The sequence below is a fragment of the Actinoplanes derwentensis genome, assembly GCF_900104725.1.
GTDB lineage: Bacteria > Actinomycetota > Actinomycetes > Mycobacteriales > Micromonosporaceae > Actinoplanes > Actinoplanes derwentensis.
In genome coordinates this window covers 9,844,713-9,860,282 of record NZ_LT629758.1, presented here as the reverse complement: position 1 = coordinate 9,860,282, position 15,570 = coordinate 9,844,713, and the positions used below count along the sequence as shown (strand labels likewise).

The window sequence follows — 15,570 nt, the reverse complement described above, 5'->3', positions numbered from 1 at the left end:
TCACCACGCTGCCGCCACGCCCGCATCGCGTGGTGACCCGCGGCTCGATCCGGACCGCAAGTCACCACGCTGAACCTGGCTACTCGGCGGGGTTGGCGGCGGCGCGGGCGATGGCGCCGGGGACCGAGTACATGTGGGCGAACGCGCGGGCCTGCTCGCCGGTCCACAGCGACGAACCGTGGCCGTAGACGACACCCGAACGGGTCGCGGCGTCCAGCAACGAGTACGGGCTCTTGCTGCCCAGGAGCACGATGTTGCCCTTGTGCAGCAGGACCCGCACGGTGCCGGTGACCCGGCGCTGGCTGGAGTCCAGGAAGGCCCGGAAGTCGTCCATGATCGGGTCGAAGTAGACGGCCTCGTGCAGCAGGTCGCCGTACGTGTTGCCGAGCGTCGCCTTGGTGGCCTGCTGCCGGTTCGACAGGACCAGTTTCTCCAGCTCGCGGTGCGCGGCCAGCAGGATCAGCATGCCGGGCGCCTCGAACCCGACCCGGGCCAGGTTGCCGACCATGGTGGAACCCATGTGGATGCCCCGGCCGATACCGTGCTCGCCACCGAGCGTGTTCAGCGCCGACAGGATCGAGTAGTTGTGCTCGCTGGGCAGCGCGTCGCCGTCCGCGGTCACCGCCGACACCACCTCACCCTTCTCGAAGGTGAGCAGCAGTTCGACACCCTTGTCCGGCGCCTCGTCGATCGACTTGGTGTAGGTCCAGGCCGACTCCGGCAGGTAGTCCCAGGAGCCGTAGGTCTCCTCGCCACCGATGGACGTACCGATCAGGCCCTCGTTGATCGAGTAGAGCTTGACCTTCTCGCTGACCTCGTAACCGCGGGAACGCAGGAAGTCGGTCTCCCCCTCCCGGGTGAGCCGCTCGTCCCGGATCGGGGTGACGATCTCCAGGTGCGGGGCCAGGGCCCGGATCACCGCGTCGTAACGGACGTGGTCCGCCCCGGCACCGGTCGAGCCGTGCGCCACCGCGTCCGCGCCGACCTCCAGGGCGACCTGGACGACCTTCTCGGCCTGGATCAGCCGCTCGGCGCCGACACACGACGGGTAGGCGCCGTTACGCAGGTAGTTCGCCTTGATCGCGTAGGTGATGACCCGGTGGTACAGCTCCGACCGGGCGTCGACGACGTGATGCTCGACGGCGCCCAGCTCCTCGGCCCGCTTGGTGACGACCTCGGCCTCCCCGCTGTGCAGGCCGCCGGTGTCGATGTTGGCGGTCACCACGTCCCAGCCCTTCTCGCGGAAGTCCACGAGGGCGTACGAGGTGTCCAGTCCACCGGAGAAAGCGAGGACGATCTTGCGCTTGGTCATCGGGGAATTTCCTTCTCGAGAATCGGCACGTATGTCTTGCCGTCCCGGCGGACGTGGCCGGGCGGCAGGACATAGAAGTCACAGCGACCTGCTTCGATGTCCTTCTGCATCGCCCGCTGGCGGCTGTAGTCGAACGGATCGAGCAGGAAGGTCGGCTCGGGCACCTCCGCGCCGGCCGGGAGGGTCAGGTCACTCTGGTAAACGAACGAGCCCGGCGAGGTGTGGAACGGCACGGTCGCGACCAGGATCTTCAGCGCGCCGAACTCGGTGTGCACCTTCAGCGCGCTGTTGTCGTACTGGGTGACGCCGTCCAGTTTCTGCGCGCGGTACGCGGACAGCGCGAGCGCCTTGGCCGCCTTGCCGAGACCGACCGCCGGCATCAGCGACCACAGCGACCAGCCCGTCCAGCGGCCCGGCTCGGCACTCGGGGCGGCACAGTAGCCACCGACCGGGACCGGGCCCCGGTAGCCGCTGTCCTTCATGTCCTGCTGGACCTTGCGCAGCAGCTGCTTCACGTCGGTGTCGAACCGGAACGTGGACCGCTCGACCATGGCCGCGAACTCCGCCTGCGGCAGACCGGCGATCAGGGCGGCGGCCGGCATCAGGATCAGGTCGACCATCACCCACTGCGGCATCGGGATACCCCGGTCACCGAACGCGATGCCGTTGATCACGTTGAAGAAGTTCAGGAAGTCCCGGATCGACCAGTCCTTCTCGGCGGTCTCGGTGAAGTCGAGCCAGGTGACCTTGTGCCCGTACGGCGTCTCGTTGAACTGCGGCCGCAGTGTCTCGTTGGAGGCGAGGAAGAACTCCACACCGTGCCCGGCCAGGCTGTCGGTGTGGTCGGCGAAGTCGGGGAACCGAACCTCCACCGCTGGTGTGAACGTCATGAGTGCGCCTCCGAGTCCGACCTGCTCCAGTTGCTGAGTTTCTCGGCCAGCACCGCCCCCGCGGTGGGACCGCTGTCCCGGGCCACCACGAAGATGGTGTCGTCGCCGGCGATGGTGCCGACCACGTCCGGCAGGCCGGACCGGTCCAGTGCGCTGGCCAGGAACTGCGCCGCCCCCGGCGGGGTGCGCAGCACGGCGATGTTGCCGCTGGAGTCGACGCCGGTGAGCAGCTCGCGCAGCAGCCGGATCAGCCGGGCCGGACCGTGTTCGACGCTCTCCCGCAGGGGACGGTGCCCGTCCTCCGGAATGTAGTAGACACCGCTGACCTTGACGGCGTTCAGTTCCTCCAGGTCACGCGAGAGCGTGGCCTGAGTGACGTGGACACCCTCGTGCGCGAGGATCACGGTCAGCTCGGTCTGCGACTTGACCCGCTGGCCGCGGATCAGGTCGATCAGCCGGGCGTGCCGCCCAGCGCGGGTCACCGGGTTACCGCCGCTCATTGCTGGTTTACCGCCAGCAGCCAGGTGAGCAGCGCCTTCTGGGCGTGCAGGCGGTTCTCCGCCTGGTCGAAGACGGCACTCTGCGGTCCGTCGATCACCTCGTCGGTGATCTCCTCGTTGCGGTGGGCGGGCAGGCAGTGCAGGACGATCGCCGACGGATCGGCGACGGCCAGCAGGTCCTTGTTGACCTGGTACGGCCAGAACGGGGTGAGCCGGTCCTTGCCGTCCTCCTCCTGGCCCATCGACGTCCAGGTGTCGGTGGCGATCACGTGGGCACCGTCGGCTGCCTCGCGGGGGTCGCGCAGCATCTCGACCGAGCCGCCCGTCCACGCCGCGATCTCGGCGGCCCGGCCGACCACGTCCGGCGCCGGGTCGAAACCGGACGGGCCGGCCACCCGCACGTGCATGCCCGCCATCGCGCCGGCGATCAGGTAGGAGTGCGCCATGTTGTTGGCCGCGTCCCCCACGTACGCCAGGATCTTGCCGTTGGTCGAACCGAACCGCTCGCGAACGGTGAGCAGATCGGCGAGCAGCTGGCAGGGGTGGTAGCCGTCGCTGAGCGCGTTGACCACCGGCACCTTGACGCCGGACGCCAGCTCGGCGAGCCGCTCGTCACCGTGGGTGCGGAAGACCATCGCCGACACGTAACGGGCCACCACCCGGCCGGCGTCGGCGAGGGTCTCGCCCCGGCCGAAGTGGGTGTTCTGGGTGTCCACGATGATCGGCTGACCGCCCAGCTCGGCGATGCCGGCCTCGAACGAGAGCCGGGTGCGCAGGCTGGCCTTGTCGAAGAAGACCGCGACGCTCCGGGGACCGGCGAGCGGCGTGTAACCGAACCGGTTCGCCTTCATCTCGGCGGCCAGGTCGAGGACTTCGGCCTGCTCCTGCGGGGTCAGGTCGTCGTCGCGGAGGAAGTGGCGGGTGGTCACCTTGTACCGTCCAGGGCCGCGATCAGGGCGTCTGCCTGATCGGAGGAGATGATCAGGGGCGGGGCGAGCCGGATCGTGTCCGGCTTGGGGACGTTCACCAGGAAACCGGCGTCGCGCAGCGCGGCCCCGATCCCGGCGGCGACCGGCTCGGTGAAGACGATGCCGAGCAGTAGACCGGCACCGCGCACGTGGCTGATCTTCGGGTGGTTCAGCGCCTCGATCCCGTGCCGGAGCTGCTCGCCGATCCGCTTCACGTGGTCGAGCAGGCCCTCGCCGGCGATCGTGCGGATCACCGCGAGACCGGCGGCGCAGGAGACCGGGTTACCGCCGAAGGTGGTGCCGTGCGAACCCGGGGTGAGCAGGTCGGCGGTGGCGCCGAAGGCGATGCAGGCACCCAGCGGCAGGCCACCGCCGAGGCCCTTGGCCAGGGTCACGATGTCCGGCTCGACACCTTCGCTCTGGTGGTGGAACCAGTGGCCGGTCCGGCCGATGCCGGTCTGCACCTCGTCGATCACGAGCAGCGCCCCGTTGCGGGTGCAGATCTCGCGGGCGGCGGCCAGGTAGCCGGACGGCGGGACGACCACGCCGTTCTCGCCCTGGATCGGCTCCAGGATCACCATCGCGGTCTCGCCGGTCACCGCGGCGTCCAGGGCGGTCACGTCACCGAAGTCGACGTGCGTGACGTCGCCCGGCAGCGGCAGGAACGGGTCACGTTTCGACGGCTGGCCGGTCAGGGCCAGGGCGCCCATGGTCCGGCCGTGGAAGGCGCCGTTGGTGGCCACCACGTGGGTGCGCCCGGTCAGGCGGGAGATCTTGAAGGCGGCCTCGTTGGCCTCGGCGCCGGAGTTGCAGAACAGCACCCGCCCGGACCGGCCCGCCAGCGCCAGCAGCAGGTCGGCGAGGGCCACCGGCGGCTCGGAGATGTAGAGGTTGGAGACGTGCCCGAGCTGCTGGATCTGCTGCGTCACGGCGGCGACCACGGCCGGGTGGCCGTGCCCGAGGGCGTTGACGGCGATGCCGCCGAGGAAGTCGACGTACTCCTTGCCGTCCTCCGCGGTCAGCACCGCACCCTCGCCCTTGACCAGGCCGATGGCAGGGGTGCCGTAGTTGTTCATCATCGACTGCTGCCAGCGTTCGACGAGCGTCATGCCGTTACCTCCGCTGCGCTCCGGCACCGACATGACTTGCCACCTGTGCTGCCTGATTCGCTCGCGAGCTCGCTCATGAGGGGACCACCATGGTTCCGAATCCTTCTTCCGTGAAGACTTCGAGCAGGGTCGAATGAGCGACCCGGCCGTCGACGACGTGTGCGGAGGGCACTCCGCCGCGGACCGCGCGCAGGCAGGCCTCCATCTTGGGCACCATCCCGGACTCCAGCGACGGCAGCAGCCTCTCCAGCGTGGCCGCGTCGATCTCGCTGGTCAGCGAGGAGGTGTCCGGCCAGTTCGTGTAGAGACCCGGCACGTCGGTGAGGACCACCAGCTTGCGGGCGCCGAGCGCGACCGCGAGCGCGGAGGCGGCGGTGTCGGCGTTCACGTTGTGGGCGACGCCGTTGACGTCCGGCGCGACGGTGGCGATCACCGGGATCCGGCCGGCCGCGATCAGGTCGTCGACGGCCGACGTGTCCACCTGCTCGACGTCGCCGACCAGGCCGATGTCGACCTCTTCGCCGTCGACGACGGCGCCCCGGCGGACCGCGGTGAACAGTCGCGCGTCTTCACCGGAGAGACCGACCGCGTGCGGGCCGTGCTGGTTGATCAGGCCGACCAGCTCGCGGCCGACCTGGCCGGTGAGCACCATCCGGACGATCTCCATCGTCTCCGGCGTGGTGACCCGCAGGCCGCCGCGGAACTCGCTCTCGATACCGACCCGTTTCAACATCCGGTTGATCTGCGGACCGCCGCCGTGCACCACGACCGGCTTGATGCCGACGTGTCGCAGGAACACCATGTCCGCGGCGAACGCGGCGGACAGCGCGGGGTCGATCATGGCGTTGCCGCCGTACTTGATCACGATGGTGCTGCCGTGGAAACGCTCCAGCCAGGGCAGCGCCTCGATCAGGATCTCGGCTTTCTTCTGCGCTTTCACGACGAATACGCCGAGTTCTCGTGGACGTAGGCGTGGGACAGATCGGTGGTCCAGATCGTCGCGGCCATCTCGCCCTCCCGCAGGTTGATCGTGACGGTCACGTCGCGGCCGGACAGGTCGACCTTGTTGCGGTCCTCCGCGGCGGCGCCGCCCTTGCAGATCCAGACGCCGTTGATCGCCACGTCGATCCGGTCCGGCTCGAAGGCCGCGCTGGTGGTGCCGACCGCGGCGAGGATCCGGCCCCAGTTCGGGTCGTTGCCGAAGAACGCCGTCTTGACCAGGTTGTTGCCGGCGACCGTGCGGCCCACCTGCACCGCGTCGGCCTCACTGGCCGCGCCCTGCACCTCGATCGCGATGTGCTTGGTGGCGCCCTCGGCGTCGGTGATCAGCTGCTGGGCGAGGTCGTGGCAGACCTCGGTGACCGCGGCCGTCAGCTCCTCGACCGTCGGCTGCCGGTTGGACGCCCCGCTGGCCATCAGCAGCACCGTGTCGTTGGTGGACATGCAGCCGTCGGCGTCGATCCGGTCGAAGGTGACCCGGGTGGCGGCGCGCAGCGCGGCGTCGAGCGTGTCGTTGTCGGCGGAAGCGTCGGTGGTGATGACGACGAGCATGGTGGCCAGGGCCGGGGCGAGCATGCCCGCGCCCTTGGCGATGCCGCCGACCGACCAGCCCTCGCGCTCGGCCACCGAGGTCTTCGCGACCGTGTCGGTGGTCATGATCGCCTCGGCCGCTCGCGGGCCGCCGTCGGCGGCGAGTGCCTTGGCCGCCGCGTTGACCCCGGGGAGCAGCTTGTCCATCGGGAGCAGCTCACCGATCAGGCCGGTGGAGCAGACCGCCACGTCGCCGGGGCCGATCATCATCCGGTTGGCGCCGCCGCGAAGCACCGTGGCGGTGTGCTCGGCGGTGGCGTGGGTGTCCCGGAAGCCCTGCGAGCCGGTGCACGCGTTGGCGCCGCCCGAGTTGAGCACCACGGCGCGGACTATGCCGCCCTTGAGGACCTGCTGGCTCCACAGGACCGGCGCGGCTTTGACCCGGTTGCCGGTGAAGACGGCGGCCGCGGTGTAGTCGGGACCGTCGTTGACGACGAGGGCGACGTCGGGGTTGCCGCTGGCCTTGAGGCCGGCGGCGACTCCGGAGGCCCGGAAGCCCTTGGGCTGGGTGACGCTCACGGTGCGACTCCGAAGACGCTGAGGCCCGTGGTCTCGGGCAGACCGAACATGATGTTGGCGTTCTGCACGGCCTGACCGGCGGCGCCCTTGCCGAGGTTGTCGAGTGCGCTCACCACGATGATGCGGCCCGAGTCGATGTCGACAGTGGCCTGCAGGTGGCAGGAGTTGGAACCCGCGGTGGCGGCCGTGTGCGGCCAGGAACCCTCCGGCAGCACGTGCACGAACGGGTCGGTGGCGTAGGCCGCCTGCAGCGCCTCGCGCGGGTCGCCGCCGTTGAGCCGGCGGGCCGTCACCGTCGCCAGGATGCCGCGCGGCATCGGCGCCAGGATCGGTGTCATCGACAGCGAGGCCGCGCCGGTGGCCTGCTTGATCTCGGCGACGTGCTGGTGGGCGCCGACCTTGTAGGGCGAGAGGTCACCCATGATCTCGCTGGCCAGCAGGTTGACCTTGGCGCTGCGGCCGGCGCCGGAGGTGCCCGAGCTGGCGACCACCACCACGTCCTGGGGGTCGGCGACACCGGCGGCGATCAGTGGCGCGAGAGCCAGGGTGATCGTCGCGGCGTAACACCCGGTGTTGGCCACCCGGTCGGAGGCGGCGATGGCCTCACGGGCGCCGGGCAGCTCGGGCAGCCCGTAGGTCCAGGTGCCGGCGTGGCCGCCGCCGTAGTAGCGCGTCCATTGCTCGGCGCTCTGCAGCCGGAAGTCGGCGCCCAGGTCGACGACCTTGGTGCCGGGGGTCAGCTGGGCCGCCAGGGCCGCCGACTGTCCGTGCGGCAGCGCGAGGAACACCAGATCGGCGTCACTCAGCGTCGCCGCGTCGGTGCTGCCCAGTGTCAGATCGAGCCCGGTCAGCTGCGGGTGCACCGCGCTGACCGGCGAACCGGCCTGACTGTGCGCGGTCGCGGCCACCAGGTCGAACTCGGGGTGCCCGGTGATCAGGCGCAGTAACTCACCGCCCGCATAACCACTGGCTCCCGCTACCGCGACCCGGATGCCCATGACCTCCGCCGCCTCTCCGCCTTCGCATGAATATGCAAACCACCGTATCAACTCGCAATACCCGGCGGCAACAGCGAAACACCCCGTCCCGCATGCTGAGCGTGGCGCTCAGATGTTGCGGTACGGGGTGAAGTCGGATGATCAGTGCGAGATCAGCGGGTGGTCGCCCAGATGTTCCACGCTTCCAGCCAGTCGTCCTGGGCGGCCGCGATGGCCTGGATCCGGGCGTAGTCGACCGGCCGCAGCCCCTGCTGGCGGTGCCAGGCGGCCTGCGCGAGCCGGCTCGGCACGTCCGGCCCGAGCCGGGTGCAGTGCAGCAGTGTCTCGGAGATGGCCCGGGTCCGCAGCAACGGGTCGCTGCGGAACCACTCGGCCTCCCGGTCCAGGCGGGTCAACTGGTCGAGCATGGCCTGAACGGTCCGGCGGGCATCGTTCTCCGGTTCTTCGGCCAGGTCCATCTGCCGCCGGACCGCGTCGTTCCACAGCTCGGTCCAGCCCCGTGGAAGCTGCGGCCGGGGGCCGCCCTCGGCCTGCCAGTCGGCGTGCCCGCGGGAACTGCGGAGCACCGCGTCGACCAGGCGGACGTGTGGTTCGCCGGAGACCGGGCGCTCGGGATCGGCTGGCACTATTCGATCGGACTCCATGAGACACCCCCTCTTTCCCGCCTCCCGGCGCGGCGGGACCAGCCCGGCCGTGAAGGCGACGCACGGGCACCTTCACGGCTCGGCCCGTTCCGGTGCCCCACAGCCGTCCCCCGCGATTGCCGCGAGGGCGATGTGTGACACCGCAAGAAAAGCACGATGCCTCAACCTTTACCGCCGCCCGCGCCCGGAAAACGCGAAACCGATACACGCGCGACAGCGAACGGCCTGGTCAAAGAACCGGACCCGGCTGGTCGACGGAACGGGACAGTCTGGTCAGAGCGGCGGACCGGCCTGGGCCAGGGTGACCGAGAACCACCCTTGCGGATCCGTCCACCAGTGCCGGGCGGAGAAGCCGGCGGCGGCCAGTTCGGCGGCCAGGCCCTCCCGGCGGAACTTGGCGGAGATCTCGGTGCGCAGTTCCGCCCCGGCGGCGAACGCGACGTCCAGGGACAGGGCCGGAATGCTGACCTGCTGGTCCCGCAGTGAGCGCAGCCGCATCTCGATCCACTCCCGCTCCGGGTCCCAGTGCGCGACGTGCTGGAAGGACGCCGGGTCGAAGTCGGCTCCCAGCTCGCGGTTCATCACCGACAGGACGTTGCGGTTGAACGCGGCGGTGACCCCGGCGGCGTCGTCGTAGGCGGGCAGCAGCACCGCCGGGTCCTTGACCAGGTCGGCACCGAGCAGCAGCCACTCGCCCTCGTGCAGGACCGACCTCACCGAGGCGAGGAAGGCCGCGCGTTCGCCGGGGGTCAGGTTGCCGATGGTCCCGCCGAGGAAGGCGACGAGCCGGTTGTCGCCGTCCGGCAGGTGGCGCAGGTGCCGGGTCATGTCGCCGACGACCCCGCGGACGCTGAGCCCGGGATAGGCGGCGGACAGCGACTCCACGGCCGCGGTCAGGGCGGACGCGGACACGTCGAGCGGCACGAACGCGCCTAGCGTCCCGTGGCCGAGGAGCGCGTCGAGGAGCAGCCGGGTCTTCGCCGAGGAGCCGGAGCCGAGTTCGATCAGGGTCTTGGCCTCGGTGATCCGGGCGATCTCGGCGGCCCGTTCGTCGAGGATGGCCCGTTCGGTACGGGTCGGGTAGTACTCCGGCAGACCGGTGATCTCCTCGAACAACTCGCTGCCCCGGGCGTCGTAGAACCACTTGGGCGGCGTCCAGCGCGGGTCGGCGGTGAGCCCGGCCCGCACGTCGGCGCGCAGTTCACGGGCAGCGTGATCCTCATCGAGATAGACGTCGAGCACGTTTTTCCCCTTAGGAAGCGGCAGAGAAGACCCTCAGGAAGGCGCAGAGAAGATCGGGGTGATCTCCACCTCGGTGGCGGTCGCGGTCACCAGGTGACCGTCGGCGACGGGCTGCCAGGACGGCCCGGGATCGAGGGGTTCGGAGCTGATCAGGGTGGAGCCACGGCCAGGACGGACCGACAAGGCGTGCCCCAGCGTGGTGGCGATCATCTGGTGACCGTCGGTGAGCAGCAGGTTGAGACGGGAACCCGGTGCGACGGTCACCAGGTCGCCGACCACGGCGGCCACCGCTTTCGCCGGGGGCTCACCGGACCGTAGCCTCGCTCGTACCAAAGCCCAGAGGATCGCCGAGTCGGTGGGCGCGTCGAGCGTGAGCAGATCGTCGACCGGAAGGTCACGCGCCAGAGCGGCGACGGCCGAAGGCCAGCCGCGAATCACGCCGTTGTGGCTGAAGAGCCACCGCCCGTCGGTGAAGGGGGCCGCGGCCGTCTCCACCACGGGCATCCCGACGGTCGCCGAGCGCACCGCGGCCAGCACCGCACCGGACGACACCGCCCCGGCCAGGGCGGGCAGGGTGGTGTCGGTCCAGATCGGCATCGCACTGCGGTGCCGCACCGGGACGACGGCGCCGGGCGGCCACCACCCCACCCCGAACCCGTCCGCGTTGATCGTGCCCCCGCCACGCATGTCCCGTGGCGCCCAGGCTTGCGTGGCCAGCGAGTGCGGAGGATCAAAGAGCAGGCTTCGCAGCGGTACGGGTGGGCCGAGGTACCCGAGGTGGCGGCACATCAGCTCGCGTCCCGCGCGCAGCGGAAGCCGCTGAAGATCTGCCGCCGGATCGGGTGGTCCCAGTTACGGAAGGTGCTGCGCACAGCGGTCGTGTCGGTGCCGAACGAGCCACCGCGCAGCATCTTGTAGTCGCCGCCGAAGAACACCTCGGAGTACTCCTGGTAGGGGAACGCGGCGAATCCCGGGTAGGGCTCGAACCCGGACGACACCCACTCCCAGACGTCCCCGATGAGCTGGTGCACCCCCGACGGCGAGGCCCCGTCCGGGTAGGCGCCGACCGGAGCCGGGGAGAGATGTCGCTGCCCGAGGTTGGCGTGCTGCGGGCCGGGCGGGTCGTCGCCCCACGGGAACCGCCGGGAGCGGCCGGTCGCCGGGTCCCAGCGGGCCGCCTTCTCCCACTCGGCCTCGGTGGGCAGGCGTTTCCCGGCCCACGCGGCGTACGCCTCGGCTTCGAAGTAGCAGACGTGCACGACCGGTTCGGCCGGGTTCACCGGCTCGACCCGCCCGAACCGCCGGTAGTGCCAGCCGTCGTGATCGCGCAGCCAGTGCATCGGCGCTTCCAGGCCGGCCGACTGCCGGTGGGCCCAGCCGCGCTCGCTCCACCAGCGTGACTCGTCGTAGCCACCGGCGTCGATGAACGCCAGGTAGTCACCGTTGGTGACCGGGGCGGCGTCGATCCAGAACGCCGGCACGTCCACGAGGTGTGCGGACCGTTCGTTGTCCAGGGCCCAGGGCTCGGTATCCGTACCCATGGTGAAGGTCCCTGCTCTGATCAAGATCTCACCGGCGGGGACCGCTGTCGCGGCCGGGGGCGACGGCGCGGTGAGGACCGGCGAACCGGCCCTGAGCTGGTGCGTCGCGAGCATGGTCTCGTCGTGCTGCTGCTCGTGTTGCAGGATCATGCCGAAGGCGAACCCGCCGTCGACCAGACGCTGCGCGGAGTCGAACCGGACCCGGTCCAGCACGTCGAACACCTTGTCCCGGACCTGGCCGACGTAGGCGCGGGCCTCGGCCGGGTTCAGCAGCGGCAGGGCCGTGCGGTCCCGGCGGGAGTGTTTGAACGCGTCGTACAGCTCGTCGATGTCATGGCGCACCGGGTCACGGCCGCCGACGTCCCGGACCAGCCACAACTCCTCCTGGTTGCCGACGTGCGCCAGGTCCCAGACCAGCGGCGACATCAGCGGTGAGTGCTGCCGGGTCAGGTCGTCGTCGTCGACCGCTTCGGTGAGCAGCGCGGTCCGGGCCCGGGTGCGCTCCAACTCGGCGGCGATGGTGAGCCGCAGGTCCTGGGTGGTCATGCGGGGATCCCCAATCCTCGTCCGGAGGCCGCGTGGTGCAGGCGGCTGGTGACGATGTCGGTGACGGTGTCGCGGACCGGAGCCGGGAGCCCGGTCCGGTGCAGGTTGCGCAGGGCCAGATCGGCGAGGGCGGTCGCGGCCTCACGCACCGGGTGGTCGGCCAGCCCGAGCCGGGCGGCGGTGTGCCAGCGCCCCGCCGCCGAGGCGGCCAGGTCCCGGGCCCGGTCGGTGAGGACGTCGTCGGCGAACACGGTGACGATCAGCGCGGCCGGGGCGATCCACTCGCCGGCGGGCTGGGTGTCCAGGTAGCGGACCTCCAGGTAACCGCGAGGGCGGACCGGTGGGAACAGGGTCCCGAGGTGGTAGTCGAGATCGTCCAGGGTCGGTACACCCTCGTCGATCCACTGCCGGAACGTCATTCCCCGTGGCGCGTCCCAGTTCCCGTCCGGCCGGCGGATGCAGAGCAGCGGGGCGTCCACTGCGTACTCCGCCCAGCTCAGGGCCGGGTCGGCGGTCTGCGGGACCGGGTCGGTGCGGTGGGTTTCGATGCCGTACCAGGCGGCCATCCGGGCGGAGGCCCAGCCGTCCCGCGGCGAGTTGGCGAACAGGGCCAGCATCGCCGGCCCGATCTCGTGCAGGGCGGCCCAGCGTGCCGGGATCTGCGCGGCCTCGCCCGCGTCGAGGCAGATCTGGAAACCCGCGGTGCCGCCCATCATGGTGCGTCCGGCGGGGTTGAAGATGCGCTCCATGGCCGCGTAGCGCGGGGTGTCGAGGATGCGGCGGGGTTCCCGGTGGGGGTCGAGGCCCCGCTCTCCCAAGGAGAGACCGGCACGGCCGAGCAGATCGGTGAGCGCCGTCTCGTCCGCGGTGACCGCGGCGTGCAACGCGGTCAGGGAACCGGCCGGGGCCGACGATATCTCGACCTGACCGCCGGGTTCGACGGTGACTGCGCCTCCTCCGGGCAGCGGCACCGGGTTCGGGTTGCCGAGGGTGGCGGGGGCGTGTGCCCCGAGAGCCTCGACCAGCTCACCGGGCCGCAGGTACGCGGTCGGGTCAGCGGTGCGGTGGGTGGTCCACTCCAGTTCGGCGCCGACCTGACGGGGTGGGCCGGTCTTGAAGCAGATGCCACGTATGTGCTCGATCGCGTCGTCGGCCCTCTGCAGGACCTGGTCAGCCGAACCCATGTTCTCCCTCTGATTACTGAGAGCGATAGATAGACTCCAATGAGTACCTTTCCTCGACGACCCTACCCGCAAGCCGTCGAATTCGCCTCATACCCAAGATGAAGTTCCGGAACCACGGCAGGGTGCCGGAACCGGTTCCGGACTGGAAGACTCCGAACCGTTCACGGCCGTCATTTCTCGGGAGAAGCGCATGCCCTTGCCATATCAGGACCCCTCGCTGGGCGTGCCGGAACGGGTGGAGGACCTGCTGGGCCGGATGACGCTGCCGGAGAAGGCCGGCCAGATGCTCCAGCTCGACGCCCGGCTGGACCTGCCCGAGATCGTGCTCGGCAAGCTCGCCGGATCGATCCTGCACACCTCCCCGGCGAAGCTCGCCGAAGCTGCGACGTTGGTCACCCGGACCCGGCTGCGGATCCCGTTGCTCACCGCCGAGGACTGCATCCACGGCCACGGTTTCTGGCCCGGCGCCACCGTCTTCCCCACCCAGCTCGCGATGGCCGCCACCTGGGACCCGGCGCTGATCGAGAAGGTCGGCCGGGCCACCGCTGTGGAAGCCTCCGCGACCGGCGTGCACTGGACCTTCTCCCCGGTCCTCTGCATCACCCGCGACCTGCGCTGGGGACGCGTCGACGAGACGTTCGGCGAGGACCCGTACCTGATCGGTGAACTCGGCGCCGCGATGATCCGCGGCTACCAGGGTGACGGCCTCACCGACCCGACCGCGATCCTGGCCACCGCCAAACACTTCGCCGGCTACTCCGAGACCCAGGGCGGCCGGGACGCCAGCGAGGCCGACATCAGCCGGCGCAAACTGCGCTCCTGGTTCCTGCCACCGTTCGAACGAGCCGCCCGGGAGGGCTGCCGGGTCTTCATGCTCGGCTACCAGTCGATGGACGGCGTGCCGATCACCGCCAACCGATGGCTGCTCAACGACGTGCTCAAAGACGAGTGGGGCTTCACCGGCACGCTGGTCACCGACTGGGACAACGTCGGCCGGATGGTCTGGGAACAGAAGGTCTGCGCCGACCACGCCGAAGCGGCGACGGTCGCCGTGCAGGCCGGCAACGACCTGATCATGACGACGCCGGGCTTCTTCGAGGGCGCTCAAGAAGCGGTCCGCCGCGGGTCGCTGTCCGAGACCGAGATCGATGCGGCCGTACGGCGGATCCTGCGCCTGAAATTCGAACTCGGCCTGTTCGAGAACCCGCGTACCCCGGACGCCGCCCGTCAGCGGGAAGTGATCGGATGCGCGGCCCACACCTCGCTCAACCTGGAAGTGGCGCGCCGGTCCCTCGTACTGCTGCGTAATGACGGGGTTCTGCCGTTGACCTCCCCCGGCCGGATCGCGGACCCCGGCCGGATCGCGGACCCCGACCGGATCCCGGATCCCGGCCGGATCGCGCTTCCCGGCCGGATCGCGCTCCTCGGACCCAACGCCGACGACGTGTCCGCGCAGCTCGGCGACTGGGCCGGCGACTCCGGGCAGGTCGACTGGATGCCCGGCGGGCACCCGCGCGCCCTGACGTCGACCGTCCTCGACGGGCTGCGCGCGCTGCTGCCGTCCGGATGGACCCTGGACTTCGACCCGGCCGTCGCGATCGAACAGCTCGTACCGGACCCGGCGGGCGAGACGTTCCCGGACGGGCAGCCCCGGCCGGCGATCTCCCAGGCCGTCCCGGCCTCTCCCGCTCAGGTCGCCGCCGCGGCCTCCCTCGCGGCCGCCGCCGACTACGCGATCGTCGTCGTCGGCGACACCGTCAACCTGACCGGCGAGGGCAAGTCCACCGCCACCCTGGAACTCCAGGGCGGGCAGATCGCGCTGCTCGACGCGGTCGCCGCCACCGGCACACCGATGATCGTGGTGCTGGTCGACGGCAAACCGCACGCCCTACCGCCGTCGGCGCTCTCCGCGGCCGCGATCGTGCAGGCGTTCAACCCCGGCATGCGCGGCGGGCAAGCCATCGCCGAACTACTTCTCGGCCTGATCGAACCGAGTGGGCGGATGCCCATCTCGGCGGCCCGGCACGCCGGACAGCAGCCGGTCTTCTACAACCAGGTGCGCGGGCAGCACGGCGCCCGGTACGCCGACCTCACCCAGGATCCGCTCTTCGCCTTCGGGGAAGGGCTCAGCTACACGACCGTCACCTACGACGGGCTCAGCATCGAGGAACCCGACGTCACCGCCGACGGGACCGTGCGGGCCACCGTGCGGCTGACCAACACCGGCACTCGTCCGGCGCTGGAGACCGTGCAGGTCTACGTCAGCGACCTGGTCACCAGCGTGACCTGGGCGAGCCGGGAACTGAAGGCGTACCGGCAGGTCACCGTCGCACCCGGGGAGAGTGTCACGGTCGCCCTGTCGGTAGCGGCCGCCGACTGCACCCTGGTCGACGCCACCGCGACCCGGGTCGTCGAAGCCGGCGACTTCGAACTGCTGGTCGGCCCGGACTCGCGGCCGTCGTCCCTGCTCGCCGCGAAGTTCCGGATCTCCTAGAAGCCGGTGTCCGGCGGTCGCGTCCCAGGGGCC

The 15,570-nt window shown here is 70.5% G+C and carries 14 protein-coding genes; 1 reads left to right on the top strand and 13 read right to left on the bottom strand.

From position 1 onward, the window contains the following. Positions 1-79 precede the first annotated feature (79 nt). The 13 genes from argG to BLU81_RS44025 form a co-directional block, all read right to left on the bottom strand. A complete protein-coding gene (gene argG / locus BLU81_RS44085) occupies positions 80-1,312 on the bottom strand; it encodes an argininosuccinate synthase (protein ID WP_092555263.1) in 1,233 nt (410 codons plus the stop codon). Continuing rightward, positions 1,309-2,202, bottom strand: a complete 894-nt coding sequence (locus tag BLU81_RS44080) for a hypothetical protein (RefSeq protein ID WP_092555261.1) — start codon at positions 2,200-2,202, stop codon at positions 1,309-1,311. The genes argG and BLU81_RS44080 overlap by 4 nt, the downstream gene beginning before the upstream one ends. Beyond that, complete coding sequence (locus tag BLU81_RS44075; protein WP_092555259.1) at positions 2,199-2,702, bottom strand: arginine repressor; 504 nt, start codon at positions 2,700-2,702, stop codon at positions 2,199-2,201. Before BLU81_RS44075 ends, BLU81_RS44080 begins: the two co-directional genes overlap by 4 nt. Beyond that, entirely contained in the window at positions 2,699-3,631 is a 933-nt protein-coding gene (argF, locus tag BLU81_RS44070; RefSeq protein WP_092555257.1) for an ornithine carbamoyltransferase, read from the bottom strand. The genes BLU81_RS44075 and argF overlap by 4 nt, the downstream gene beginning before the upstream one ends. After that, positions 3,628-4,779, bottom strand: coding sequence for an acetylornithine transaminase (locus BLU81_RS44065; RefSeq protein WP_092555255.1), 1,152 nt, complete (start codon positions 4,777-4,779; stop codon positions 3,628-3,630). The genes argF and BLU81_RS44065 overlap by 4 nt, the downstream gene beginning before the upstream one ends. Positions 4,780-4,852: 73 nt before the next feature. Beyond that, positions 4,853-5,719: an acetylglutamate kinase gene (gene argB / locus BLU81_RS44060; protein ID WP_092555253.1), complete on the bottom strand. Its 867-nt coding sequence runs from the start codon at positions 5,717-5,719 to the stop codon at positions 4,853-4,855. Continuing rightward, on the bottom strand, positions 5,716-6,888 hold the full coding sequence (argJ, locus tag BLU81_RS44055; protein WP_092555251.1) for a bifunctional glutamate N-acetyltransferase/amino-acid acetyltransferase ArgJ: 1,173 nt from the start codon (positions 6,886-6,888) through the stop codon (positions 5,716-5,718). Before argJ ends, argB begins: the two co-directional genes overlap by 4 nt. Further along, positions 6,885-7,886 (bottom strand): N-acetyl-gamma-glutamyl-phosphate reductase, encoded by a 1,002-nt coding sequence (gene argC, locus BLU81_RS44050; protein ID WP_092555249.1) that lies wholly within the window; start codon positions 7,884-7,886, stop codon positions 6,885-6,887. The genes argJ and argC overlap by 4 nt, the downstream gene beginning before the upstream one ends. Before the next feature lie 152 nt (positions 7,887-8,038). Continuing rightward, positions 8,039-8,512 (bottom strand): hypothetical protein, encoded by a 474-nt coding sequence (locus tag BLU81_RS44045; RefSeq protein ID WP_092555247.1) that lies wholly within the window; start codon positions 8,510-8,512, stop codon positions 8,039-8,041. Between the two features lie 291 nt (positions 8,513-8,803). After that, on the bottom strand, positions 8,804-9,772 hold the full coding sequence (gene egtD / locus BLU81_RS44040) for an L-histidine N(alpha)-methyltransferase (RefSeq protein WP_092555245.1): 969 nt from the start codon (positions 9,770-9,772) through the stop codon (positions 8,804-8,806). A 33-nt stretch (positions 9,773-9,805) separates the two neighbouring features. After that, positions 9,806-10,561 carry an ergothioneine biosynthesis protein EgtC gene (gene egtC / locus BLU81_RS44035; protein WP_092555243.1) on the bottom strand — a complete coding sequence of 252 codons (756 nt, stop codon included), beginning with the start codon at positions 10,559-10,561 and terminating at the stop codon, positions 9,806-9,808. After that, positions 10,561-11,859 (bottom strand): ergothioneine biosynthesis protein EgtB, encoded by a 1,299-nt coding sequence (gene egtB / locus BLU81_RS44030; RefSeq protein ID WP_092555241.1) that lies wholly within the window; start codon positions 11,857-11,859, stop codon positions 10,561-10,563. The genes egtC and egtB overlap by 1 nt, the downstream gene beginning before the upstream one ends. Further along, positions 11,856-13,043, bottom strand: a complete 1,188-nt coding sequence (locus BLU81_RS44025) for a glutamate-cysteine ligase family protein (RefSeq protein WP_092555239.1) — start codon at positions 13,041-13,043, stop codon at positions 11,856-11,858. Before BLU81_RS44025 ends, egtB begins: the two co-directional genes overlap by 4 nt. Positions 13,044-13,233: 190 nt before the next feature. Here BLU81_RS44025 and BLU81_RS44020 point away from each other — a divergent pair, with 190 nt between their 5' ends. Continuing rightward, complete coding sequence (locus BLU81_RS44020; RefSeq protein ID WP_092555237.1) at positions 13,234-15,537, top strand: exo-beta-d-1,3/1,6-glucosidase; 2,304 nt, start codon at positions 13,234-13,236, stop codon at positions 15,535-15,537. The last annotated feature ends 33 nt before the right edge of the window (positions 15,538-15,570 follow it).

Excerpts from the sequence above, each read along its gene's own strand:
- BLU81_RS44025 (WP_092555239.1), bottom strand. The coding sequence starts at position 13,043 with ATGGGTTCGGCTGACCAGGTCCTGCAGAGGGCCGACGACGCGATCGAG.
- egtB (WP_092555241.1), bottom strand. The coding sequence starts at position 11,859 with ATGACCACCCAGGACCTGCGGCTCACCATCGCCGCCGAGTTGGAGCGC.
- egtC (WP_092555243.1), bottom strand. The coding sequence starts at position 10,561 with ATGTGCCGCCACCTCGGGTACCTCGGCCCACCCGTACCGCTGCGAAGC.
- BLU81_RS44075 (WP_092555259.1), bottom strand. The coding sequence starts at position 2,702 with ATGAGCGGCGGTAACCCGGTGACCCGCGCTGGGCGGCACGCCCGGCTG.
- BLU81_RS44080 (WP_092555261.1), bottom strand. The coding sequence starts at position 2,202 with ATGACGTTCACACCAGCGGTGGAGGTTCGGTTCCCCGACTTCGCCGAC.
- argC (WP_092555249.1), bottom strand. The coding sequence starts at position 7,886 with ATGGGCATCCGGGTCGCGGTAGCGGGAGCCAGTGGTTATGCGGGCGGT.
- BLU81_RS44020 (WP_092555237.1), top strand. The coding sequence starts at position 13,234 with ATGCCCTTGCCATATCAGGACCCCTCGCTGGGCGTGCCGGAACGGGTG.
- BLU81_RS44065 (WP_092555255.1), bottom strand. The coding sequence starts at position 4,779 with ATGACGCTCGTCGAACGCTGGCAGCAGTCGATGATGAACAACTACGGC.
- argG (WP_092555263.1), bottom strand. The coding sequence starts at position 1,312 with ATGACCAAGCGCAAGATCGTCCTCGCTTTCTCCGGTGGACTGGACACC.